Source organism: Microcoleus sp. BR0-C5 (assembly GCF_036705045.1).
In the GTDB taxonomy this organism is placed as follows: Bacteria; Cyanobacteriota; Cyanobacteriia; order Cyanobacteriales; family Microcoleaceae; genus Microcoleus.
Window position 1 is genome coordinate 1 of the sequence record NZ_JAUBTR010000059.1, and the last position, 23,218, is coordinate 23,218.

The 23,218-nt window shown below is 46.0% G+C and carries 19 protein-coding genes and 30 tRNA genes; 43 read left to right on the top strand and 6 right to left on the bottom strand.

Annotated elements, in window-relative coordinates; translation table 11 throughout:
• Positions 1–78: 78 nt before the first annotated feature.
• Positions 79–903, bottom strand: a complete 825-nt coding sequence (locus tag QUB08_RS23175; RefSeq protein WP_333227496.1) for a biotin--[acetyl-CoA-carboxylase] ligase — start codon at positions 901–903, stop codon at positions 79–81.
• Positions 904–1,397: 494 nt separating this feature from the next.
• Here QUB08_RS23175 and QUB08_RS23180 point away from each other — a divergent pair.
• From QUB08_RS23180 to QUB08_RS23260, 17 genes are all read left to right on the top strand, one after another.
• Positions 1,398–1,471: transfer RNA gene (locus QUB08_RS23180), tRNA-Asp, on the top strand.
• A 4-nt stretch (positions 1,472–1,475) separates the two neighbouring features.
• Positions 1,476–1,550: transfer RNA gene (locus QUB08_RS23185), tRNA-Glu, on the top strand.
• Positions 1,551–1,624, top strand: a tRNA-Cys gene (locus QUB08_RS23190).
• A gap of 102 nt (positions 1,625–1,726) precedes the next feature.
• A tRNA-Met gene (locus QUB08_RS23195) sits at positions 1,727–1,801 on the top strand.
• Between the two features lie 3 nt (positions 1,802–1,804).
• A tRNA-Trp gene (locus QUB08_RS23200) sits at positions 1,805–1,879 on the top strand.
• Between the two features lie 6 nt (positions 1,880–1,885).
• A tRNA-Glu gene (locus tag QUB08_RS23205) sits at positions 1,886–1,963 on the top strand.
• Positions 1,964–1,971: 8 nt separating this feature from the next.
• Positions 1,972–2,053 (top strand) — tRNA-Tyr (locus QUB08_RS23210).
• A gap of 35 nt (positions 2,054–2,088) precedes the next feature.
• Positions 2,089–2,162 (top strand) — tRNA-Tyr (locus tag QUB08_RS23215).
• A gap of 8 nt (positions 2,163–2,170) precedes the next feature.
• Positions 2,171–2,255: transfer RNA gene (locus QUB08_RS23220), tRNA-Ser, on the top strand.
• 9 nt (positions 2,256–2,264) lie between these two features.
• A tRNA-Phe gene (locus tag QUB08_RS23225) sits at positions 2,265–2,337 on the top strand.
• Between the two features lie 6 nt (positions 2,338–2,343).
• Positions 2,344–2,418: transfer RNA gene (locus QUB08_RS23230), tRNA-Asn, on the top strand.
• Between the two features lie 80 nt (positions 2,419–2,498).
• Positions 2,499–3,185, top strand: coding sequence for a hypothetical protein (locus QUB08_RS23235; protein WP_333227497.1), 687 nt, complete (start codon positions 2,499–2,501; stop codon positions 3,183–3,185).
• A 35-nt stretch (positions 3,186–3,220) separates the two neighbouring features.
• Positions 3,221–3,294, top strand: a tRNA-Gln gene (locus QUB08_RS23240).
• A 130-nt stretch (positions 3,295–3,424) separates the two neighbouring features.
• Positions 3,425–3,505, top strand: a tRNA-Leu gene (locus tag QUB08_RS23245).
• 4 nt (positions 3,506–3,509) lie between these two features.
• A tRNA-Pro gene (locus QUB08_RS23250) sits at positions 3,510–3,582 on the top strand.
• 122 nt (positions 3,583–3,704) lie between these two features.
• Positions 3,705–3,778 (top strand) — tRNA-Leu (locus tag QUB08_RS23255).
• A gap of 95 nt (positions 3,779–3,873) precedes the next feature.
• Positions 3,874–3,945, top strand: a tRNA-Thr gene (locus QUB08_RS23260).
• A gap of 20 nt (positions 3,946–3,965) precedes the next feature.
• Here QUB08_RS23260 and QUB08_RS23265 read toward each other — a convergent pair.
• On the bottom strand, positions 3,966–4,571 hold the full coding sequence (locus tag QUB08_RS23265) for a macro domain-containing protein (RefSeq protein ID WP_333227499.1): 606 nt from the start codon (positions 4,569–4,571) through the stop codon (positions 3,966–3,968).
• A gap of 103 nt (positions 4,572–4,674) precedes the next feature.
• Here QUB08_RS23265 and QUB08_RS23270 point away from each other — a divergent pair, with 103 nt between their 5' ends.
• From QUB08_RS23270 to QUB08_RS23320, 11 genes are all read left to right on the top strand, one after another.
• Positions 4,675–5,118 (top strand): retroviral-like aspartic protease family protein, encoded by a 444-nt coding sequence (locus QUB08_RS23270; RefSeq protein WP_333227501.1) that lies wholly within the window; start codon positions 4,675–4,677, stop codon positions 5,116–5,118.
• Between the two features lie 50 nt (positions 5,119–5,168).
• Positions 5,169–5,239: transfer RNA gene (locus tag QUB08_RS23275), tRNA-Gly, on the top strand.
• A gap of 94 nt (positions 5,240–5,333) precedes the next feature.
• Positions 5,334–5,405: transfer RNA gene (locus tag QUB08_RS23280), tRNA-Gly, on the top strand.
• 5 nt (positions 5,406–5,410) lie between these two features.
• Positions 5,411–5,481 (top strand) — tRNA-Val (locus QUB08_RS23285).
• Between the two features lie 6 nt (positions 5,482–5,487).
• Positions 5,488–5,560, top strand: a tRNA-Arg gene (locus QUB08_RS23290).
• Between the two features lie 334 nt (positions 5,561–5,894).
• A tRNA-Arg gene (locus QUB08_RS23295) sits at positions 5,895–5,968 on the top strand.
• Between the two features lie 7 nt (positions 5,969–5,975).
• Positions 5,976–6,052, top strand: a tRNA-Ala gene (locus QUB08_RS23300).
• A 5-nt stretch (positions 6,053–6,057) separates the two neighbouring features.
• Positions 6,058–6,131 (top strand) — tRNA-Ala (locus QUB08_RS23305).
• Between the two features lie 8 nt (positions 6,132–6,139).
• Positions 6,140–6,212: transfer RNA gene (locus QUB08_RS23310), tRNA-Ala, on the top strand.
• Between the two features lie 6 nt (positions 6,213–6,218).
• A tRNA-His gene (locus QUB08_RS23315) sits at positions 6,219–6,292 on the top strand.
• Between the two features lie 4 nt (positions 6,293–6,296).
• Positions 6,297–6,379 (top strand) — tRNA-Ser (locus QUB08_RS23320).
• Positions 6,380–6,920: 541 nt separating this feature from the next.
• On the opposite strand, the gene QUB08_RS23325 is transcribed toward QUB08_RS23320, so the two are convergent.
• Positions 6,921–7,151, bottom strand: coding sequence for a hypothetical protein (locus QUB08_RS23325; RefSeq protein ID WP_333033740.1), 231 nt, complete (start codon positions 7,149–7,151; stop codon positions 6,921–6,923).
• Between the two features lie 77 nt (positions 7,152–7,228).
• Positions 7,229–7,393 (bottom strand): ribbon-helix-helix domain-containing protein, encoded by a 165-nt coding sequence (locus QUB08_RS23330; protein WP_333227503.1) that lies wholly within the window; start codon positions 7,391–7,393, stop codon positions 7,229–7,231.
• 216 nt (positions 7,394–7,609) lie between these two features.
• On the opposite strand from QUB08_RS23330, the gene QUB08_RS23335 reads away from it, so the two are divergent.
• From QUB08_RS23335 to QUB08_RS23370, 8 genes are all read left to right on the top strand, one after another.
• Positions 7,610–8,182, top strand: coding sequence for a dihydrofolate reductase family protein (locus QUB08_RS23335; RefSeq protein WP_333227505.1), 573 nt, complete (start codon positions 7,610–7,612; stop codon positions 8,180–8,182).
• 101 nt (positions 8,183–8,283) lie between these two features.
• A tRNA-Lys gene (locus tag QUB08_RS23340) sits at positions 8,284–8,355 on the top strand.
• A gap of 440 nt (positions 8,356–8,795) precedes the next feature.
• Positions 8,796–8,869, top strand: a tRNA-Lys gene (locus QUB08_RS23345).
• Between the two features lie 326 nt (positions 8,870–9,195).
• Positions 9,196–10,734, top strand: coding sequence for a class I SAM-dependent DNA methyltransferase (locus tag QUB08_RS23350; protein ID WP_333227507.1), 1,539 nt, complete (start codon positions 9,196–9,198; stop codon positions 10,732–10,734).
• Complete coding sequence (locus QUB08_RS23355) at positions 10,734–11,801, top strand: hypothetical protein (RefSeq protein WP_333227509.1); 1,068 nt, start codon at positions 10,734–10,736, stop codon at positions 11,799–11,801. Before QUB08_RS23350 ends, QUB08_RS23355 begins: the two co-directional genes overlap by 1 nt.
• Positions 11,794–13,164 carry a restriction endonuclease subunit S gene (locus QUB08_RS23360; RefSeq protein ID WP_333227511.1) on the top strand — a complete coding sequence of 457 codons (1,371 nt, stop codon included), beginning with the start codon at positions 11,794–11,796 and terminating at the stop codon, positions 13,162–13,164. The genes QUB08_RS23355 and QUB08_RS23360 overlap by 8 nt, the downstream gene beginning before the upstream one ends.
• A gap of 185 nt (positions 13,165–13,349) precedes the next feature.
• Complete coding sequence (locus QUB08_RS23365) at positions 13,350–16,607, top strand: HsdR family type I site-specific deoxyribonuclease (RefSeq protein ID WP_333227513.1); 3,258 nt, start codon at positions 13,350–13,352, stop codon at positions 16,605–16,607.
• The gene (locus QUB08_RS23370) at positions 16,604–17,302 is read left to right on the top strand and encodes a SprT family zinc-dependent metalloprotease (RefSeq protein ID WP_333227515.1); all 699 of its coding nucleotides are present in this window, start codon (positions 16,604–16,606) and stop codon (positions 17,300–17,302) included. Before QUB08_RS23365 ends, QUB08_RS23370 begins: the two co-directional genes overlap by 4 nt.
• 32 nt (positions 17,303–17,334) lie before the next feature.
• Here QUB08_RS23370 and QUB08_RS23375 read toward each other — a convergent pair whose 3' ends face one another.
• Positions 17,335–17,544, bottom strand: coding sequence for a hypothetical protein (locus QUB08_RS23375; RefSeq protein ID WP_333227517.1), 210 nt, complete (start codon positions 17,542–17,544; stop codon positions 17,335–17,337).
• On the opposite strand from QUB08_RS23375, the gene QUB08_RS23380 reads away from it, so the two are divergent.
• The 7 genes from QUB08_RS23380 (at position 17,534) to QUB08_RS23410 (ending at position 22,525) form a co-directional block, all read left to right on the top strand.
• Positions 17,534–18,496, top strand: coding sequence for a GNAT family N-acetyltransferase (locus QUB08_RS23380; RefSeq protein ID WP_333227519.1), 963 nt, complete (start codon positions 17,534–17,536; stop codon positions 18,494–18,496). The genes QUB08_RS23375 and QUB08_RS23380 overlap by 11 nt on opposite strands.
• Positions 18,497–19,125: 629 nt before the next feature.
• Positions 19,126–19,326, top strand: coding sequence for a hypothetical protein (locus tag QUB08_RS23385; protein ID WP_333227521.1), 201 nt, complete (start codon positions 19,126–19,128; stop codon positions 19,324–19,326).
• A tRNA-OTHER gene (locus QUB08_RS23390) sits at positions 19,286–19,434 on the top strand. Before QUB08_RS23385 ends, QUB08_RS23390 begins: the two co-directional genes overlap by 41 nt.
• Positions 19,435–19,535: 101 nt before the next feature.
• Positions 19,536–19,604: transfer RNA gene (locus QUB08_RS23395), tRNA-Met, on the top strand.
• A gap of 132 nt (positions 19,605–19,736) precedes the next feature.
• Positions 19,737–20,219, top strand: a complete 483-nt coding sequence (locus tag QUB08_RS23400) for a hypothetical protein (RefSeq protein ID WP_333227523.1) — start codon at positions 19,737–19,739, stop codon at positions 20,217–20,219.
• 166 nt (positions 20,220–20,385) lie between these two features.
• A complete protein-coding gene (locus QUB08_RS23405; RefSeq protein WP_333227568.1) occupies positions 20,386–21,825 on the top strand; it encodes a hypothetical protein in 1,440 nt (479 codons plus the stop codon).
• Between the two features lie 73 nt (positions 21,826–21,898).
• A complete protein-coding gene (locus tag QUB08_RS23410) occupies positions 21,899–22,525 on the top strand; it encodes a Uma2 family endonuclease (protein ID WP_333227524.1) in 627 nt (208 codons plus the stop codon).
• A 73-nt stretch (positions 22,526–22,598) separates the two neighbouring features.
• On the opposite strand, the gene QUB08_RS23415 is transcribed toward QUB08_RS23410, so the two are convergent.
• Positions 22,599–22,853, bottom strand: a complete 255-nt coding sequence (locus tag QUB08_RS23415; RefSeq protein ID WP_333227526.1) for a DUF433 domain-containing protein — start codon at positions 22,851–22,853, stop codon at positions 22,599–22,601.
• Positions 22,854–23,218: the final 365 nt, after the last annotated feature.

Genomic DNA, 23,218 nt, shown 5'->3' on the forward strand with positions numbered 1-23,218 from the left:
TCTTCCTTCTTCCTTCTTCCTTCTTCCTTCTTCCTTCTTCCTTCTTCCTTCTTCCTTCTTCCTTCTTCCTTCTTCCTCTTAAATTAATCGAACTCGACCGGATGTAAAGGGTTGTATTCGATCGCCCGCCAAGCATACTAACAAGCGGCCGCTTCCATCAATTCCGGCGGCTTCTCCGCAGATGGTTTCTGAGGAAAGTTCGATCGCCACCCGGCAGCCAATCAACGCATCGCGGCGGCGCAATTCCGGCAAAAGTAGCGCTAAACCGGACTTGGAGGCTGGCTTGTCTGTGGTGGAAAACATATCGGCTAGTTCGAGTAAATAGTGCCGCAGTCGATCGAGCAAACACAGTTCATCTGGTACTGTACTAGCAATAGAATGCAAGCTTACCGCATTGCCGATCGCCATTTCATCCAATCCCGCAGCCGCAAAATCTACGCAGCGGTTGAGTCCAATTCCCACAACGGCGCGAGTTTTGCCAGAAACATTGCCGTTGGTGGCTTCGCAGAGAATTCCGGCTAATTTGTGGCGATCGATCCAGACATCGTTTGGCCATTTCAGGCGCAGCATATCGCGACAGTCGGGAACCAAATCTTCGATCGCGTAAATCACGGCTAAACCCGCTGCTAAACTGAGTCCCGGCAACAGAGTGGGGCTGAGGTTTTCGAGTACAAAACTAACAGTCAAGACACCGCTTGGGGCGTGCCAGGTGCGCCCGTGTTGGCCGCGCCCGCTGGTTTGCCGCTTGGTAAATACTGCATCTCCGTGGTGGAGTTGGGCCGCGCGGGCGATCGCCCAACTGTTGGTACTCGGACAGGTATCCAAGGAGTGTAGCCAGTGAGGAAGGTTTGGGCGATCGGGTTCTGTGGATGCGGGCACGGGAGTTAAGGGCAATTCAGTCAAGGTTTGATTTGTAGTATTTGATATTTAAAAGCTGATTATCGCATTTTCCAGAAGTGCCACCTCGCGCGACGGCGAGAATTCAGAGACATTGGAGTGTAGTACAGTTTCAGCATCAGATTTACCTTGCGCCACACCACCTATTTAGCAGAAAAATCCTTGATATATAAGGACTTTGCGGAATGCAGAGGGTTAGTTGGAGCGATCGACACCCCTTTTAAAAACCCAATTTTAAAAAAAGTTGTATTACCCCCTTGACAGTCTTGTATTACGCAATGTAGTATAAATGTATGGCGAAGGGAAAAGAGCTTCAAAGCCTTACCCCACTAGCAATATGAACCTTGACAACTGAATAGGAAGTTAATCGTGTCACATAATTGTGGACATCGGCGGTGTAGACTCCGGCAACAATAGCCCGATCGGGTTGTAGTACGCGGAATCAACCGCCACCCGTCCAAACTTCAGTAATTCAAGGACAAAATATTGTTCATTTTCGCGGGGGTATAGCTCAACCGGTCAGAGCAGTCGCCTGTCGAGCGAAAGGTTGCGAGTTCAAGTCTCGTTACTCCCGTCAAAGTCCCGTAGGCAAAAGTCAAGCCGTCTCCCCCTCAAGGAGAAGATTGCGAGTGCAAACCTCGTCGGGACTCCCAGGTTAGGTGGCTGAGTGGCTCAAAGCGTCGGTCTGCAAAACCGATTTTCGCGGGTTCAAATCCCGCCCTAACCTCTGTTCCCTATCAGAAATTAAAAATTAGAAATTAAAAGATTAAACTAACAGTCTTTTAATTGAAATTTTTAACTTTGAAAAGGAACGAAGCGAAAGTGACATTGCAGCGTAGCTTAATAGTAAAGCGCCAAGTTCATACCTTGGTCAATGCGGGTGCAAATCCCGCCACTGCCACCAAAAGCAGGGATGGTGTAACTGGCAACACTCTGGTCTCCAAAACCAGCATTCTGAGTTCAAATCTCAGTTCCTGTGCCAATTTATAGTGCTGTAGGCAAATGGTTTAAGCCGCTTGGTTTTCACCCAAGTGATTTGCGGGTTCAACTCCCGTCAGCACTTCCAATTTTTCTGGGTCGGCTCTCCTATTGGTGTAGGAAACTGTCTGTAAAACAGCAGCTTAAAGCGTTGCTGGTTCAATTCCAGCCCGGCCCATTTGCAACTGTATTTAATCCACAGTTGCAAAGTAAGAGAGCGTGGTGTAGCCGGATAACATCTCAGTTAATAAAACTGAAGATTGAGGGTTCAAATCCCTCCGTTCTCGCTCGTTGAGGAGAGGTAGCCGAGAGGCTTAAGGCGCCTGTTTGCTAAACAGAATCGGGTAACACCGACGCAGGTTCAAATCCTGTCCTCTCCGTTGAAATTGCCCCCGATAGCTCAGTTGGTAGAGCGCTTGTGTGAAGAACAAGAGGTTGTCAGTTCGATACTGACTTGGGGGATTGCGTTGCCTTATAGCTCAATGGTAGAGCAAGCGGTTGTTAACCGCTAGGTTGTAGGTTCGAGTCCTACTGGGGCAGCCATTTTACACAACGTTAAAAAGTTGGTAAAGCATAATGCAGAACTCATTTATAATAATAATTACTTGAGTTCTACACTTTTCATGAAATACACCAAAGAAATCTTGGAAGAAGCTGTTAAACATTCATTTTCTATCAGTGGGGTTTTAAGGCAACTTGGTATAGCAGGTGGTGGAAGTCATGGTCACATAACTAAGCGGATTAAAGAGTTGGGTATTGATACCTCTCACTTTAAACAATCCGATCAAAGTTTGAAAGGGCTTAATCCCAAAAAGCCTTCCCAAGAAATTTTGGTTCTAAGTTCGCGCAATCAAAGAACACCAACCTTCCAACTTAGAAGAGCATTAATGGAGATTGAGAGAGAGTATAAATGTGAAAACAATAAATGTTTGGTGCAAAGTGAATGGTTAGGAGAGAAGTTAGTTTTAGACATCGATCACATCAATGGGAATTGGCAAGATAATAGGCAAGAAAATCTGAGATTTATTTGCCCTAACTGTCACAGACAAACTGAAAATTATGGAAGTAAACGCAGAGAGCCGGAAGCAAATAATGACATAGCTCACCAGAACAAAAGAGTTCCTCATATGAAAGCCAGAAAAGTTGAGCGTCCCTCTAAAGAAGAGCTAGAAAAAATGCTTTGGGAAAAACCAACCACTTGCTTAGCAAAAGAGTTTGGTGTCAGTGGCAAGGCAATAGAAAAATGGTGTAAGACTTATGGAATTCAGAAACCGCCAAGAGGATATTGGAACCGAAACAAAAAATATTAAATATCTAAATATTTAGTCAGTTGAGTAAATGTTATTGGGAAGTCGCCTAATCGGTATGGCACCGCTCTTTGAAAGCGGAAAAATGCAGGTTCGATCCCTGCCTTCCCAGTTCTGCTATTACCAAAGCAGATCGATTACACTCCTGTAGCCCAATTGGCAGAGGCCACAATTTAAAAAATTGTGTTGTGTGAGTTCAAATCTCACTCCCGAGTACCAAATTTTTTACTAAATTTCTACTTGCTCCTGTGGCGGAATTGGCAGACGCGGCAGACTTAAAATCTGTTCTATTTTGATTGTGGGTTCGACTCCCACCTGGAGCATGAACGGGATGTAATTCAGCGGCCAGAAGCCATGCTTTGGGAGCATGGAGTCGTTGGTTCAAATCCAACCATCCCGACTTTACCCCTGTGATGTAATTGGAAAACATCGCTTACTCAGAATGAGCGTCTTACAGGTTCGAGGCCTGTCAGGGGTATGAGGTTTTATTCAATCTCAAATCTCAAATCTCAAATCGGTTTTGCCCCTGTAGCCCAATCGGTAGAGGCGCTAGATTTAGGATCTAGTTAGTGCTGGTTCGATGCCAGTCAGGGGTATTTGGTGACATCGCGGGTGAAGTAGCCTGGGTAGGCTTGGAGGTCTCATAAGCCTCTTCATAGCAGGTTCAACTCCTGCCCCCGCCACCAAAAATGCAGGTGTGATGTAACTGGCAACATGAGGCTCTTGTAAAGCTTTCTTGCGAGTTCAAATCTCGCCACCTGCTTGGGAAAGTGCGATCGCTATTTAGGCAGAATTGCGATCGCCACCTTCCCAAATTTGCAGTTGTCGTTCTGCGGCAACAAAACAGTTTACATACGGCGTCGGATAAACAAAATAGTCGTAAGCCAGTGCCATTTGCCGCGCGGCTTCGCGATAAGGAACTCTGCCTATCCCCGTTCCTAAACCCGGACAAACGACACTCTCAATTTTACGTTCTGCCTGTCGATTGTAGCGCCTAATTGTTAATAGCATTGCCCACATTGCCACATACGGAACGTCTGTACCCACAACAGACATAGGTACGCGCATGGTGGGAGTATGAGCGAGAAAAGGATGTTTGGGATGGTGAGTTTCGATGATGAATGACGTGCCAACGGGTTGTTCGCCTAAATAGTCTTCCAAGATATGCTGCTGAACCCTAACCATCAGAGAATGACCGAAAAAACCAACGATAGCTGCGTCGATACCGCCATCCATCATGCCAAATGAATTGGCGGGACTAACCAAACAGTCATACTCGGTTAAATCCTCGAAACGTTTGTTGGTAATTTCGACATTGGGTAGGTAGAAAAAATGATCTTGGAATGCGGCGAATAGTTCGGGATTGGGTGCTGTAAGTATAAGTTTCATGTGTTTTATCTCCGAGCGCTAGTTTAGCAAATAGCTAAGGGCGATCGTACTAATTTTTCCAAAAAATTGCCATCATCGAGGTAGAGTAGTTCAAGGTTAAACTATGCTAGCCACTGACAACACCTCAATGGGAAAAATTATTACCAAACTGACCGTGACTAACCGGATCGACCAGGCAAATGTAGAACGCGGGATAATCCCTCCCGAACAAGTACGTTCCGTGACTCTGGATAATGTGCTAGTTGATACAGGGGCAACCACTCTTTGCTTACCACCGCAGAGTATTGCCCAACTCGGTTTGTCGCTGCTCAAAGAAGTGGATGTAGAGACGGCTAATGGCATTGGGAAAGCCACAATTTTTCAGGATGCTAAAATTTCTTTGGTAGGACGTGAAGGAACGTTTGAGTGTTTGGAATTGCCGGGAGGTATGAATCCTCTATTAGGCGTGATTCCTTTGGAAGCGTTGGGAATTGAATTAGATTGGAAAAATCAGCGGTTAATAATTTTACCCATCAGTCCAACGCAAACTTACTTGACAATATTGTAGAGGCTGTATGTTGAGATTCAATAGTTGCAATCGGTAAAACTAATTGAAATGCGGATATGGTGCAACGGTAGCATCTGAGTCTTCCAAACTCGCGATACGGGTTCAAGTCCCGTTATCCGCTTGGCTACAAAAGAGGATTATTTCAATCCGAAATCTAAAATCACCAGAGGTTTTATTCAATCCAAAATCTTAAATCTCAAATTTCAAATCGGTTTGCGGGTGTGATGTAAAGGCTAGCATCTGAGTATGCCATTCTCAGCGCATGGGTTCGAGTCCCATCATCCGCTTTTGTAGTCCTGAGCTTCGATGGTAGAGCGTTTGCCTTACAAGCAGACGCGGGGTAATCTCCTGTCAGGACTACCAATTTATGGGAGTGTAGCTCAATGGATAGAGCGCCGCGCTTCGGACGCGGATGTTGTGGGTTCGAGTCCTACCACTCTCGTTGTTTTTGCTTTAATTTAAGGAGGTTGATTCCATTGAATGATTAAATTTTATATTAAGAGCGATCGCCCTTTGCGTATCCCAATCTTTGGAGCCTACATACTTTAGTACGAGAGGAAAGGTAACGCTGTCAAATTCAGCGGGCGTTTGCGAACGAGGAGTGCAATGAACCCGGCAGGTTGGCTTAAAAGTAGCCATCCTTTAAAGAGTGTGTAATAACTCATCGGCGGAGTCCCTCTAGTAACTGAGAAAACGCAATGCTCTGATAACTTGCACGTCAAAATGCGTGAAGCGCAGCTATCCCGTAGGGAATCGCGCAAACTAACAAAAAACATGGGAGCGTAACTCAACTGGATAGAGTGTCGAGCTTCTACCTCGAATGTTGTGGGTTCAAGTCCTACCGCTCCTGCTGTCTGGGGTTCGTAGCTTAATTGGTAAAGCATCTAACTGGCTGTTAGAAAGATATCGGTTCAAATCCGATCGCAATCCACCAACTTTGGGTCTGTAGCTTAATCGGAAAAGCGCCTAGTTCGCAACTAGGAAAATGTCGGTTCGAGTCCGACCAGCATCCAGCAAAACTGGGGTCATAGCTCAATTGGTAGAGCGCTTGCCTTGCACGCAAGAGGTTAGGAGTTCGATTCTCCTTGATTCCACTTGCGGTGTCTGAAGCCAAAGCGGTCGCGGCGCTGGTTTGTGGAACCAGTAATAGCGGGTTCAATTCCCGTCAGACACCCCTTGGAAGATGCCGCTAAATGGTTGGCAACCAGTCTTGAAAACTGGGGTACAGGTAACTGTAAGGGTTCGATTCCTTCATCTTCCTTTTGACCACCGGGAGCCAGAAAGTACGGCGCTGTGCTGATAACGCAGAGATAGGAGGGGCAGTACCTCCTCGGTGGATTTCTTATGATTTTATATATAAATAATGGAGGATGATGGTTAATTTTTTGCACAAAATTTGCTCTCATATACTGAGAAAAATTGCGGGGAGGTAGCCTAAGTGGAATGGCACCGTAAAAACTTTGGAAAAGCGGCTCCCAAAAGGACGATCGGGTTTGTTGAGTAGGGTAAAAAGTTGCTTCGCGACGTTCCCTGAAAAGGCCAACGGGCAACAGGTTGCGGAAGCACTGAAAGGAATTAACAGTCCGAGATGGGGGCAGTTCCCGTCTGCTTGTGGGCAGTAAGGAAGCGCGTTTCCTGAAAGTTGCTGTCGATACGGGTTCGAGTCCCGTCCTCTCCATTCAAGGTTCAAGTCCAAATCGAAGAGTTTCAACCCGTGCCCTAACAGTTAAAGCATACATACTCGGCTGTTAACCGACTAAAACCAATGCTTTACGCACTTGCACGGGTTGAACCTCAGAACCTCAGTTGTTCTTGAGGTCTAAATCGCGATCGTAGCTGCCGATTGGCCGCAGTCTGGTCATCAACTGCTTCAGCAAGAAGCCGTTACTGTTCCAAGCGGTATAAGGAGTAGCCCCTTGTCCCTTCAGGCACAAGGTTTGTCGGGCTTTGTTGTGGCAGATATTTGCCAGCAGGCTGACGACTGACACTAAGCCGAGTTCATCGACAAGGGCTTCGAGTTCATCTTGAGTCACAAGCACACCTCCAGGGTTGACTATTCCTGAAATATACCATATAGTACCTTTTAAGGGTACTTGCAGTATACCAAAAGTTACTTAGCCTCAGTTTCGTCCACGAGGTTGTATTCCTTGACGGCTGCCATGACTAGCAGAGTGGACATAGGAACTCCTGTCTGCTGGGAGATTTTTCTCAGTTTTTCGTGCAAACTCTTGGGAACTGTGACTTTAATCACAGCAGTCTCTTCTTTGTCAGCCATTTCAAGCAGTCATATTTAGTTGACACCAGCTTATCCTCTTTCGGAGTACCGATCGCACCTTGCTACGATCGTCTGTAGGGATGCGGGCGCAGCGCGATAAAATGGCTTAACAAATAAAAAGGTCGATCGCAAATCTCTAACCAAGGGAACGATTGGATATATTAGTTACATTCAGAAGCAAGCAGTAACCAAACAACTTAATAAAAAAGATTAAACATGAGAAAACTAAAATATTACGTTGCTTGCACCGTTGACGGGTTTATTGCTCGCGAAGATGGCTCATTTGATTGTTTTCCTATGTCAGGGGAGCATTTCGCTGATTTGTTCGATTCCTTTCCTGAAACTTTTCCCGCTCACTTTCAGGAAGCACGAGGCATTCGTGCAGAAAACAAGCAGTTTGATGCGGTTTTGATGGGACGGAAAACCTATGAGGTAGGGCTAAATGTTGGTGTAACTAATCCTTATCCCACCTTGAAGCAGTATGTTTTTTCGCGCACTATGGAAGCCAGTCCTGATGAGAATATTGAACTTGTTTCGGACAATCCTGTTGCATTGGTTAAGGAATTGAAAAAAGAAACGGGTAAAGACATCTGGCTCTGCGGTGGTGGCGGTTTAGCGGCAACTCTTTTTTCTGAGATTGACGAGATGATTGTAAAGTTGAATCCGGTAGTTATCGGAGCGGGAATTCCTGTTTTTTCCGGTGCAATCAAGCCGACAAATTTGGAACTTGCCGATCGCAAAATCTATAGCAACGGTTTTATGTTGCTTCATTATCGAGTGAAGCACTAGCAATCAGGAGTTTATCCGTTGCAATGGCTGGAGGCAAAAAAGGACTGAAGTGTTTACTACACAAGGATTTTTTAGGAATTAGACAAACGCTGAATTTTTAAGGGTGGTTAGCAAAGCGGTTATGCACCCGGCTTTTAACCGGTATTAGATAGGTTCAACTCCTATACCACCCATTTTTAAAGGCCGAAAGTAGAAGCTAGAGGGTTAAATATGCGTTTTGCCATCCGCGAAGGCGATCGCACTGTGGGCGCCGGTGTCGTCTCCCGAATTCTCAAGTAGACGCTTTCGGAACCAATTAGAATCAGTAGGGTGGGCAAAAGTCCACCTTACTCATTAATTCACAGCAAATTTTTCTGTGGGGATGCAGTAGAACGCTTTGATGGAGTCAAGCGAATAGTCGAGAGTGGAGATGGCTAAGTATCAGATTGGGTTGGATGGTCGGCCGCACGTTTTGCACAACTCTGGGGAGGTATTTGAGGTCGATCGCGCTTAAATCAAATGTGGGATCGGGGCGATCGAACTTAAATTAAATATTGCAGTAAGGGCGATCGCCACAAATTTTTACAAAAATAGTTGATTTTTCAGAACTGTTGTGTTATAATAGTTTAGATGCGGGAGTATAGCTCAGTTGGTTAGAGCAGGTGACTCTTAATCTCAAGGTCGAAGGTTCAAGTCCTTCTACTCCCATCATTTTTACCAGCAAGCAGGCGGCTCATATTACAGGCTGCACCCTTTGCCAGTTGCAGTATTGGCGAGATCAGGGGATTGTTCTGCGATTACCGGGACGGGTACGGGGCCCAGTGTTTATTACTCTCGGTGTGATTGGGCGGCCTTGGCGGCGATCAAGTATTGTCTGTCTGTGGGGTTGAGTTTTGATATCAAATCCGTTAGCATCGGAATTATTCATCTCTCTGTTCTCTTCAAGAGCGTTCTCTGCGTACTCTGCGGTTTAATCATTCCAATGCGATCGCATTTATCAGGAATATTTTTTACTTAAAATTAAGTATATTTTCATGGGTAAGCTAACTCTGCCACAACTGGAACGACATCTGTTTGCCGCCGCCGATATCCTGCGGGGTAATATGGATGCTTCGGAGTTCAAAGAGTATATTTTTGGGATGCTATTCCTCAAACGCGCTTCCGATGTGTTTGAGCAACGTTACGACCAAATTATACAGGAGAATCTGGCACGGGGACGCACGCCAGAAGAGGCGAAACAGAGGGCGGAAAATCCCATGAGTTACCAAGAGGCTTTTTTTGTACCGGAAAAAGCGCGATGGGCTTATATTCGCGATGAAGTACATGAAAAAGTAGCAGATGGATTGAATAAAGCTTTAGGTTCTCTGGAAGATAAGAACCAAGCTTTAGCAGGAGTATTAGGTCACATTAATTTTAATCGTCAGGTGGGAAAAAGTCGGATTTCTGATTCTAAATTACGCGAATTAATTCAACATTTTAGTAAGTATCGATTGCGAAATGAAGATTTAGTTTTTCCCGATTTATTGGGTGCTGCTTATGAGTATTTGATTAAAGATTTTGCTGATTCTGCAGGGAAGAAAGGGGGCGAATTTTATACGCCGCGTGAAGTGGTGCAGTTGATGGTGCGGCTGATGAAACCACAACCAGGGATGTCTGTTTATGACCCTTGTTGTGGTTCTGGAGGTATATTAATTCTGGCAAAGCAATATGTTGAAGAGTGCGGCGGCGATGCCAGAAATTTAGCGCTTTACGGGCAGGATAATAACGGCGGCGTGTGGGCAATTTGTAAGATTAATATGCTGCTGCATGGGATTCGGGACGCGGATATTCACAATGATGATACGCTATTTAATCCCTTACATATTGAAGGCGGGGAACTCATGCGGTTTGACCGAGTAATTAGCAATCCGCCTTTTTCCCAAAACTATAGCCTTGAAGGGATAGCATTTAAGGAAAGGTTTACCCATGGGTTTTGTCCCGAAACGGGGAAAAAAGCAGATTTAATGTTTGCTCAGCACATGATGGCGGTGCTAAAAGATAATGGGCTGATGGCGACGGTAATGCCTCATGGGGTGCTGTTTCGGGGGGGAGAAGAGAAGAAAATTCGCGAGAGTTTGATTGAGAAAGATCGTTTAGAAGCGGTGATTGGTTTGCCGCCAAATTTATTTTATGGGACGGGGATTCCTGCTTGTATTTTAGTGATGCGTGGCAGTAAAGAGGCCAAACCTGCGGCACGTAAAAATCAGGTATTATTTATTAATGCCGATGCGGAATTTTATGCAGGTCGCGCTCAGAATTATTTGCGCCCCGAACATATTGAAAAAATTACCTGGGTGTTTGAAAATTTTAAGGCTTTACCGGGTTATTCGGCTGTGGTGACAAAGCAGGAATTAGCAGACAATGATTATAACTGCAATATTCGCCGCTATGCGGACAATGCGCCACCGCCAGAACCGCAGGATGTGAAAGCTCATTTATTGGGGGGAATTCCTAAAGTTGAGGTAGAGGCAAAGCGTCTATTGTTAGAGGCGCATGGATTCGATCCAACTAGGATTTTAGTGGAGCGTTGTTAATGGATTATTTAGATTTTATTGCCTCTATTACGGAAAGAGGGCAGATTAAAAAATTTATTGAATCTGATGCTGGCGTTGAACAACAAGAAGGTAAGCTTTATAGTGTTTTTGCTGCTTGGTGGCAACTTCATGCACCAGATTTGGGCGAGTTGCCGAAAACGAAGAAGGTGATGGAACTGCGAGGGGAGTTTTTGCATTCGTTTGTTGATAGCCTGGAACCTGTGGGTTTACTTGACCGCTTCAAGGTGGCGGGTGTGGTGGCGAGTTGGTGGGATGAGGTGAAGTATGAACTCAGAACGCTCTCAGAATCGGATTTTGGCGGGTTGGTTGATAGTTGGGTGGATACGATTCGGGATGCTTTGGAAGAGGATGATGATACGCAGAAAAATCAGACGAAGTTCGACCCGCTAAATCATAAGCTGGTGGTGCGGTTGATGCCGGAATATCTGGAGGAAATTGCGGACGCTGAGGCGAGAATTGCCGAGTTAGAGCAGCTTAAGGTTGCGTTTGAAGGGGGGGAAGAAGCCCAGGAGGGAGAAGCCAGTGAGGAGGAGTCGGAGGCGGTTAATTTTGCTAAGGAGTTGGAGACAAGGCTCAAGTCTCTGAAAGGTTCGATTAAGGAGCCGAAGAAGGAAATTAAGGATTTAAGGAAGAATTCGCCGTTGTTGAATGCGGCTAAAATCGCTGAACTTGAGGCGACGGTTGAGCCGATGGAAGCGGAAATTGCCGAGATTGAGAAACAACTGGAACCCTATAAGGAAATTAAAAAGCAATTGAATGAAGCGAAGGGGATACTGAGGAGGCTGAAGAAAGAAGTGGAGAAGCGTTTGTCTGCTAAACGTGCGGCGTTGACGGATGAAGATTGTCAGGGGTTGGTGTTGGCGATTTTCAAGGATGGCTTAACGGCTGAGTTGGAGCGATATGTCACGGCTCACCGTCAGCAGGTGATTGTGGCGGTTGAGATTTGGTGGGATAAGTATCGGGTGACGTTGCAGGATATTGAAACGGAACGGGATGCAGCGGCGAAGCAGTTGAGTAAGTTTTTAAGTGGGTTGGGTTATGCGTGAGACTGTTGTTAAAACTGAGGAGTTTAAGGATTTGCCTTTAGGGAAAATTCCGAAAGATTGGGAGATTGTTTCTCTAAAGAATGAGATTAATATACTTCATGGCTACGCTTTCGAGGGTGAATATTTTGCTGATGAACCTCCCGGAGATGTACTTTTAGTTCCTGGTAATTTCCACAGAGACGGGGGACTTTATTTTGATGAGAATAATACTAAGTATTATCGAGGGTTAATTCCCGATGGTACTGTCTTAGAAAAGGGAGAACTCCTTATTGTAATGACTGACCTCTCGCCCAGAACACTTATTTTGGGGCGAGTTGTCCTGCTAGAATTACCGTTTCGAGTCTTACACAACCAACGAATAGGGAAGATTGTCCTAAAGCTACCCAATACGTGGGACAAGCGCTTTTTGTTGCTCGTGATGAATAGCGACAGGGTGAGCCGCAACATCATCAGCAATGCAACAGGTACAACGGTGCGACATACTTCGCCGGATCGGATTATAGCGAATGTAGTTCCCAAGCCAGTTGTTGAAGAACAAAGCAAAATTGCTGACATTCTCCACTCGATCGACTCCACGATCGCACATACCTCCTCCATCATCGCCAAGCTCAAGCAGATGAAGGCTGGACTGCTGCACGACTTGCTGACACGGGGGTTAGATGAGAATGGGGAATTGAGGGATGCGATCGGACACCCCGAACAGTTCAAAGACTCACCACTGGGACGAATTCCGAAAGATTGGGAAGTGGACAAATTTGAAAAGTTAGCTGAGGCCATTGATCCACAGCCAGATCATCGCGCACCACCAGAGGTAAACGATGGAGAGCCTTACATCGGAGTTGGTGACTTTCGCCCTGATGGTTCAATTGACTTTAATGGGTGCAGAAAAGTGTCATCGGCTGCGGTTACAAAGCAGCAACAACGCTTTTCTATTGAACCTGGAGACATAATTTTTGGCAAGATTGGGACAATTGGACTGCCTAAGTTTTTGACACAAATAGGACGAAGATATGCGCTGAACGCCAATACTGTTTTGATAAAGCCGAGAGGATGCGCTTCTTTCGTCATGTGGCTATTGGAATCTAATTTTGTTGAGCAACAAATCCAATTTGAAACTCATTCAACATCTCAGCCAGCATTTGGCATTTTACGAATTCGAGCTATGTTGGTTCCTATTCCGAAGCCAGAGGAACAAATAAGAATTGCTGCTGTTCTTGATGTACATGACTCTCGCATCCGCACAGAAGAAGCATACCGCGACAAGCTCAAACTCCAAAAACAAGGACTGATGCACGACTTATTAACCGGAAAAGTACGGGTTCAAGATGCCGATAAATTCACCCCTGCAAGTGATAAAGTTTAGCTAGTCGTGGGATTTTCACCCATTAAATGAGAGGAAATATCAAACCGTGTCTATCTGGCTTATTCGTCATGGTCAAAGTCAATCCAATGCAGGAGTGGCAACTATTGGGCCGCATGAAAACGCCTTAAGTGAATTGGGCGATCGATGCAGCCGATCGACCCTCGTAACCTACCTTTACTGGAACAATGCCCCAACAAACGCCAGAATATATCTACTCTGAAAAGCCAACCATAGACCAACTTATCAGCATGGGTTGGCAGCATATCGAAGGCAGTTGGGATAATCCCCAAATTACCGATCGCGAGAACTTCAAGCAAATCTTAATTGGCGATCGGCTAAAAACCGCCATCAAGCGCATCAACCTCGATGACAACGGCAATCCTTGGCTCGATGATACCCAAGTCAATGCCGCCGCGAGTCAATTAGAGCGTCTGGGCGCACAAAGACTAATGGAAGCCAATCAAGCCGCTACAAATTTACTCCTCAAAGGCACCACTGTTCAGGGACAAGACGGCAAAGATCGCACCGTCCACTTCATCGACTTCGAGCATCCCCAAAATAACGACTTCCTAGCCATCAATCAATACCGAGTAGACCCCCCTGGGGCAACAGGCAAAGGGGGGTTTATCGTCCCGGACATCGTGCTACTCGTCAACGGCATCCCCCTCGTCGTCATCGAGTGCAAAAGCCCCAAACTGGATAAGCCCATCACCGAAGCAATCCGCGATTTGTTGCAATATTCCAACCAACGGGGAAGCAGCCAACCCGAAGGCGCAGAAAAGCTATTCCACTACAACCAGTTAATGATAGCCGCCTCTCAACATCGGGCGGCAGCAGGAACGATCGGCGCGAACTACGAGCATTTTGTCGAGTGGAAAGACGTTAGACCCCCCCAGCCCCCCTTGCTAAGGGGGGAGCAAGAGCAAGCAGCACAAGAAGTTCCCCCCTTAACACCGGAGGCGACAGAAGAAGTTCCCCCCTTAGCAAGGGGGGCTAGGGGGGTTCTTCCCGAACTCAACTCGCGCCAAATGCTGATCGCCGGGATGCTACAACCCGCCAACCTCCTCGACATCCTGCGAAACTTCACCCTCTTCAAAACCAGCGGCGGACGCACGATTAAACTCATTCCCCGTTACCAACAATATCGCGCCGTCCACGAAGCAATCGGGCGACTCCTGCACAACCAAACCCGCGCCCAACACGGCACCGACGACCAACGCGGCGGTATCATCTGGCATACCCAAGGGTCGGGCAAAAGCCTGACAATGGTGTACCTGATACGGAAAATCCGCACCATCCCCGCCTTGCGCCGCTTCAAGATAGTCGTCGTTACCGATCGCACCGACTTAGAAAAACAACTGTCCGATACAGCCGTCCTGACAGGGGAACCCTTACAAAAAGCGAAAAACGTCAAAAAGCTAGAAAACTACCTCAAACAACCCGGTGCTGGCTTAGTCTTCGGCATGATTCAAAAATTTAAAGGTGGTGAAGACTCAGAAGAAGAAGAAAAATTTGAGCCTATGCCGAAAAACCTCAATCCTTCTGAGGATATTTTAGTGCTAATTGATGAAGCGCACCGATCGCACGCCAGCACTCTCCACACAAACCTCTTGACAGCGTTACCCAACTGTGCGCGAATTGGTTTTACAGGTACTCCGATCGTCCAATCCGCCAAGAGAACGACCAAGCAAATTTTTGGTGATTTTATCGACCAATACAATATCCGCCAATCTCAAGAAGATAAAGTTACTTTACCCATTCTTTATGAAGGGTTAGAAGCCAGAGGTGCAGTCACCCAAGGCGATGACCTAGATCGACTATTTGAAATCGTATTTCAGGATAAAACCCCAGAAGAACGGGGGGAAATTAAAGCTAAATACGCGACTAAAACCCAAGTCTGCGAAGCGCGAGAACTGATTAAAGCCAAAGCTAAAAATATGCTGCGTCATTATTGCGATCGTATCCTTCCCGGAGGTTTCAAAGCCCAAGTTGTCGCCTCAACTCGCCTCGCCGCCGTCCGCTATCAAGAAGCATTTTTAGAAGCACAAAGAGAACTCGTGCAACAACTAGAAACTCGCGCCCCCATCCTGCAAACTTTCGACACTGAAACCCTAGAAGACCTGGATGCAGAAACTCGCTTTCTCGCCCAAGCCTTACCACATTTAGAAACAATCCGCCGCCTAGAATTCGCCGCCGTCATTTCTGCCGACAAAGATGACTACCAAAACTGGAAAAAGTGGACTGATAAGAGTCAACAAGAAATCAATATTGCTAAGTTTAAAGATTCTTTAGCCAAAAACAGTTTAGCAGTTTTAATTGTTAAAAGTATGCTGTTGACGGGATTTGATGCGCCCTTAGAACAAGTTTTATACTTAGACCGAGGAATGAAAGAATATGAACTATTACAGGCTATTGCCCGCGTTAACCGCGTTTATGATAATACTAAAAAATATGGCTTAGTCGTAGATTATTACGGCGTAAATCTAGCAGAAGCTTTAGCAATTTACGAAAAAGTAGATACAGAAGCCGCTTGGTTTGATATTCGGGAAGAGTTGCCAAAATTGCAAGATAAACACCAGCAACTCATTAAGTTATTCAGCCAAAGCGGTTGCACAATAGACGATTTAGATGATTGTGTTGACTTGCTGAGGGACGATAGCCTCAGAGTCGATTTCAACAATTATCTTAAAGACTTTCTCGATACCTTAGACACAATTTTACCCCGTCCCGAAGCCCGTTATCCTTATAACTTTGTCAAAGATGCCAAGAAATTAGGTTTAATTAAAAAATCCGTCGCTGACCTTTATCGAGATGAAAAACTAAACATTGTCAGCGCCAAAGAAAAAGTCCGGGCATTAATTGACCAATATATTGAATCCCAAGGAATCGATCCAAAAGTTCCGCCTATTGATATTATGTCTCTGGATTTTAAAACTCACGTCCAGCGGCATCGGTCAATTAAAGCCCAAGCAGCCGAAATGGAATTTGCCGCCCGTTACCACATTGATATCCACTATGATGAAGACCCAGTTTTTTACAAAAACTTGAGCAATAAACTGCAAGAAATCCTCGGATCTCTCGCCGAAAACTGGCAAGAAAAAGTAGAAGCTTTGCGGAAATATATCGAAGAAATCCAAACAGGTCGCCAGACCGATGAAACCGGGTTAGACCCGAAAACTCAACTACCATTTCGGAATATTTTAGGCGAACATTCTGACAAAAACCTCACAGAACTTGCAGCACTAACCGTCGAAATTGTCAACCACATTAGGCAAGAACTTCGACGGGTAAATTGGGACAGACCTGTCGTTCAAGAAGATTTAAGAAAGTGGATAGCCGGGTATTTAGATGATAAGGATGCAGTCAATTACGAACAATTAGAATCAGTGGCAGATAAACTGGTACAACTTGCCCGTAAAAATCGATCTCGCCTAATCTTATGACAACACTAACCTTTGGCGACCTTTCCTTTAAATTACGCCCCAGTACCAAACGTCGCACGATCGGCATCACCGTCGAACGAGACGGTCAATTAATTCTGTCAACTCCCCCACAAGTGCCAATTGAAACATTAGAAAAAGTCGTCAACGAGAAGCGCTTGTGGATTCACAGTAAACTGATCGAGAAAGAATCTTTCAATCCTCCCACCCCTGCTAAAGAATACGTTTCCGGGGAAGGCTTTTACTATCTGGGACGCAGCTACAGCCTCAAACTGGTGGATGGCGTGGAGGGAAAGCCACCTTTGAGATTGTATCAAAGTCGTTTTGAGTTGCAGCGAGAAGCGCTGGCGCAGGGGAGAGAAGCTTTTATTCGATGGTATTGCGATCGCCTTTCGTCGATTTTAGATACACAAATTGCTGCTGTTGTCTCACGCCTCGAAGTTTCTCCCCGTTCGGTGCAAGTGCGAGATTTAGGCTATCGCTGGGGTTCCTGCGGGCACAAGGGAGATTTATATTTTCATTGGCGAGTGGCGATGCTACCGCGAGAGATGATTGAGTATCTGGCGATTCACGAAATGGTGCATTTGATTGAACCGCACCACGATCGTGCGTTTTGGGATAGAGTCGAGCAGATTTTGCCAGATTTCGAGAAACGCAAGCGCTGGTTAGCTGAGAATGGGGTGAATTATGACCTTTAGCGATGGGGGAAAAGTGGAGGCGATTTTTCTGTTTATTTGCAGCCACCACACAAATAATTTGGCAAGCGACAATTCACGAGTCCAGTCAACTGCTGTAGCGGTTCGATGCGTCGGGGTGTTTGTGTTGTCGGATTTTTAATGCCGATCGACCATTGGGGCGAGTCGATCGATAAAAGTGCGATCGCCCAAGCTATTTTTAAACTGAATAACAACAGGGAATGGTGATTAGCTATGATGCTCAATCTCTCGGCGCGCTGCTATGGGGGCGATCGCGATTTAACTGCGATCGCCCATTTAATCAATACTTGCGAAGAAGTCGATCGGCTAGATGAAGGCACTTCCATCTCGGAATTGCAACAAGAATTTAATGCACTGTCTCTAGACAAAGCCCGCGATATCCGTCTTTGGGAAGATGCGGAGGAAAAATTAATCGGTTTTGCTCAGTTGTCCGTTTCTGAGCCTGGGGAAGTAATTGACGGTTGGCTGTGGTTTCGCGTCCACCCCGACGCGCGCGGCGACGATGTGGAAGCAGCCGCGATCGCCTGGGGTGAAGTGCGGATGCGCGAGGTGTCTGCGATGCGGGGCGGGCGCGTGAAGCTGCGAACCTACGCTCGCGCTGAGGATTGCGATCGCATTTCTGTGCTGACAAGTTGCGGTTTTAAGGTCGATCGCTATTTTTATCGAATGGCGCGATCGCTTTCTGAACCGATCCCAGAACCGCAATTCCCCGAAGGCTTTGCCCTGCGTCAGTTCCCCGGCGAACAGGATGCGGCAGCTTGGGTAGAAATGTTCAACCAGTCGTTTATCGATCACTGGAATCATCACGATTTAACGGTGGATAAATTTAAGCACGAGTTAGCTAAACCCGATTACAGAAATGATTTAGACTTGATTGCTGTTGCTGATGACGGCACATTTGTCAGTTTTTGTTCCTGCCTGATTTGTGTGGAAGAGTGCGATCGTACCGGGCGCAATGAAGGCTGGATTGCTTGTCTCGGCACTAGGCGCGGCTTCCGCAAAATGGGATTGGGACGAGCGATGTTGTTCGCTGGTTTGCATCGACTGAAAGCTGCCGGTGTCGCTACTGCTATTGTCGGCGTCGATGCTGAAAATCCATCAGGTGCATTGCGTCTTTACGAGTCTGCTGGCTTCCACAATATTCGCGACAGCATTTCTTATGTTAAGGATGTTTAATCGATGTTACAGTTCGCGATCGCGCTCCGACCCAAGAAACCGGGTTTTTTACCGAATCTGCGGGTAACAACGAAATATTTTCGTGAAAAAACCCGGTTTATCGCCACTCATGTAAGTTTTATCTAAAAAACTTTTGCTACCCCCTTGACATCTATGTAGTATGTATGTAGTATGTAAATATGGAAAGCGCAGGACAAGCAAAAACCTGTATTTTTCGTGCAAATTCTGAACCTTGACAACTAAATATTGCTCAAAATTTCAACGAACATCAATTTGAAAGTCTTGTAATATAGACTCGATTGTCATGTTGTTACTTTATACGAGACTGTTCGGTTACAAACTGGCTCGCTCAAAGCCAGAGAGGGTACTGAATAAATCTAATTCTAACGAATTTAACGCGGATTCAGAACAGACAAGTTCAGCCAGATTTCAATCAACCAAAAAGGCTGAGGAAATCCGCAAAATCCAACAAGCTTATCATTTAGAACGGCGCTTTTTTCAGTAAAGATTATCAGATTTCGTGAATCTTTACCGATACTGGCAATTTGCCCGCGTCTCACAAAAAGCCAAAATCGAGAGCAGATAAGCTACTAATCCCAAATCCAAAATTGCTCTAGGAGGTATCGGTAATGGTTCACATTCGTTTTGAAGGACGTTCCTATGACATGGCAGAAAACCAACTGGGTATCGCGGCAGGAATGAGCGACAAGGCTATTAAGGAACGTCTGGCCAACCATTTTGATGTCAAGGGCGATCGCTTCGAGTCTTACGTGCTCGATCGCCGTCCCAGCGGTGATTTAATTGTCCGCCCAGAAGCTGTTTACGGCTAGAAATTCACTGAAAGCACGTATTAGGCAGCGCACCCCAACTAAAGAAGCTTACAAACTGGAAACGTTCGACTTAAAATCGAATTGTAGGTTCAATTCCTACTTGCCGCGAGGCTAAAGCTTCTCTGACTTGTGCGCTGCCTTTTATAGCTGAAATTTTTATATCTATCCGGCGCTTAAAAGTTCCACTTCGCGCCCCAACAAAGGAAGCTTACATACTAGCTCATTGGTAGAGCAATTCCCTCATAAGGAAATGGTCGCGGGTTCAACTCCTGCGTATGAACAACGGCTTTCTTGACTTGCGCGAAGTGACTTTTAATGCTATAAGGTTTTGTTGTTAATTCAGGATAATAATTAAGTAATCCTGTTTGTATTGAAGACTTCCGTCCTCAAGAATAAATTGGGTATTAGCCATGAGAAAAAGACTGGCAATTTACCGATCGCCCAAGGAGATAGACAGTCTGATTCATGCCTTCCAAGAAGGCAACCTGTCGCGAAGTCAATGGACGCACGAAGCACATTTAACCGTTGCCCTGTGGTATCTGTGTTATGACTCGGAGCAAGAAGCGATAAATGCGATTCGCAATGGCATTAAACGTTACAACTCGGCTCAAGGAATTGAAACCACAAAAAACAGCGGATATCACGAAACACTAACCCTGTTTTGGGTGCGAACTATTCGTCGGTATCTCGCCGATGAAAGCCAAAATCGATCGATCGTACATCTGACTAACGGTTTGATTGCAAAATATGCCGATGGCACTTTACCATTTCGCTACTACACGCGCGATCGTCTGATGTCCTGGGAAGCTCGGATTAATTGGGTTGAACCAGATTTGAAGTCACTCGACTCCGAAATAGTCCGCCAGGGATTGAAATCCCTGTCTAATAGCTAAAGTCCTCTGAAGAGGACTAAAGATATTTGTTTTTGTTGGTTTTTAATCACAGAAAATACATTTTTAAACACGCATTTCAGTCCTCTTAAGAGGACTTTAGCTTTGAGCCAGGGATTTCAATCCCTGGCGGACTAAGGCGATAGGTGCAAAATATTAGGTGACACCAATGAATATGAATACAGTAGAACGCGATTTACGTTTGGAACTGCTCAACTCTCTGCTCACCACTCCTCACCGTGTATTAGAAAAAGTAGCAGAAATTCACAAGTTAATTATCGAATTAGACCCAATATTTTACGGTCATTTAGCAGTGTGGTATCAACGTCACGGCGACGTGCGCGATCACAAGGAAGTTTTTGCCGGAAATTTGCTGACTTCGGCGCTGACGGAACACCGAGATGCCGGTTTTATGATGCTGCAAGAGTTCCCTCCCTACGAGGTTTCGCGGATTGTGGACTTTATGAAGCAGCACCAGAATAAGGTGCCGCGCAGCGCGCGCACTGCTGTCACTCGCTATCTGAAATCGCGGGAAAAGAATGCACAGTTTTTCGATCGCGCCGCCATCCGCAACCGCAAGGCGATGAAGCATTTGTACGCAACGCTGCACGTCAAGCCGAGCGATCGCGCTAATGCTATCCTGTTTAAAGACAATCCGCCGGAAGACTCTCTGGCATTCGTTTTGAAGCAGTTGGCAAAGGCGGCGACACCTGCGGAACAGGCGAATTTGATTGTTGAGTACAAGATTCCGTATACGATCGCAGTTGGTGCGATCAGACAGCTAACGCCAACAGTTTTGGCCGCGCTGATTAACTCGATGTCGCCGCAGGAAGTCATCAACAATTTGAAATCTATTCAGTCGCGCGGCGCGATGGATCACGCGGAAGTCAAGCAGTTGATTGACTCGAAGCTGGATGAAGCGGCAAAGTGCGATCGGGTTTCTGCTTACAAAGCCAGTGTTGCGGGTGCGGGGGCGAACTTCGACGCAGCAACGGCGGCGAAGCTGGAAGCGGTGACAAATGAACAGGTGAAGAAGCGCGGCAAGATTGCGAAAGCAACCGGTTTGTTGATTGACAAGTCTGGAAGCATGGAAAGTGCGATCGAAGTCGGGAAGCGTCTCGCTGCTTTGATTTCGGGCATTTCCGAGGCTGCACTGTTCGTCTACGCCTTTGACACCCTGCCCTATCCAGTGGAAGCAAACGGCAGCGAATTGACAGACTGGGAACGCGCTTTCAAGCACATTCGCGGTGGCGGCGGCACAAGTTGCGGTTGCGCGGTGGAAGCAATGCGAATTAAAAAGCAGGTTGTCGAGCAATTCATTCTGGTAACAGATGAAGGTGAAAACGCTGCACCTTATTTTGCAGATGCTTATCAGAATTACTGCCGCAGTTTGGGGGTAATTCCTGATGTTGTGATTGTGCGAGTTGGTTCTTGGTGCGAATATGTCCAGAAGCAATTGAAGGACAAACAAGTCTCGGTGGAAACCTTTACGTTTGCGGGTGATTATTACTCCTTACCTAATTTAGTGCCGATGTTGAGTCGTCCTTCGCGGCTGGAATTGTTGATGGAAATTCTGGATACGTCGCTGCCTGTGAGGGATGATAAGTGATATAATTTAGGCATTGCCCGTCAGTTATGCTGGTGGGCAGTGTCTACCCTTCCTTACTTAAGAGGATAGTTCGGTGACTTCAATATTAATCAAAAATTTAGCAACCGAATTAGAGCTTTTCACCGAAGATCCCGTGGAAAGATTTATTACCAGCGGGGTAAGTTGGCAACAGTATGAACAACTACTGACTCAACTCGGAGATAGTCCTTGGTATCGGGTTACTTATTTAGATGAAGTGCTGGAAATTATGGCCCCAAGTCGCCGTCACGATCGAGATAAAACCAATATTGGGATGCTGCTAGAAGCGTATTTTCAAGAAACACGGACTCGGTTTTGGGGATTGGGTTCAACTACCTTCCGCATTCAAGCAAAAAAGGGCGGTACAGAACCGGATGAGTGCTATTGTATCGGTACAGAAAAAGAATTTCCTGATTTAGCGATCGAGGTTGTACTCAGTAGTGGCGGCCTGGACAAGTTAGCAGTTTACAAAAAGCTCGGAATCAGAGAGGTTTGGTTCTGGAAAAATCGGCGCTTTGAGGTTTATCATCTTCGGGGAGAGGAATATGAAAAAATGCAGCAAAGCGAGTTGTTGCCGAATTTGGATTTATCACTGATTGCAGAGTATGTACAACGCCCCGACCCCCTTGAGGCTGTGTTGGAGTTTCGGGAAAGAGTTAGAGAAAATTTAGGGGGAAGTTGAGATTTAATATCGCTCTTTACTCCCAAACATCTTCCTCAATATCCTCAAGCGACAACTTTTTCCCTATTGTAAATTATTCTCTAATTTGATCAATAATTGCTTGTAATTCTGGATTAGCGATGGAGGAGACTAACTGGGAATCCGCACCAGCCAAAGCAGCGCGCAACTTTTCCGAAGTCAGTGCAGGATATTTTTCTAACACCTGCTGTTGAGTCCATCCCGCAGCAAAGAGCCCTAGCAAAAATTCTACAGACAATCGAGTTTCTGGCGCTGCTGGTTGACTTGTTGAAGCTTTCGGGTTTGGATGAATGAGCTTTCGCCAGTCCATTGTTTTATTTAAACGATTTGGGAAGATTCAGCCGATTATACTGCATTTGGACACAGTTGAAACACGGGCATCGTTGACTGACTTTGTAACAGTGCCACCGCAGGTCATACCATTTGAGATTTGAGATTTGAGATTTGAGATTGGGAATCACTGATGAATTAAGGGTTTGAAGCTTGGCTAGAGTCGCATTTTTATTGAGCTGGGGTCATTTCCCGATTTTGCGATTAAATTGTTATTACGATCGCAGTACAGCACTTTCTTATAGACTAGACTAATGGGGTAGCGACGGGGCGAGATCCCTTTTTCATTTTGTCCGTTTCAATACCAAACCGCGTTAGCGCAGCCTGCCCCTACGGGGGCTACGC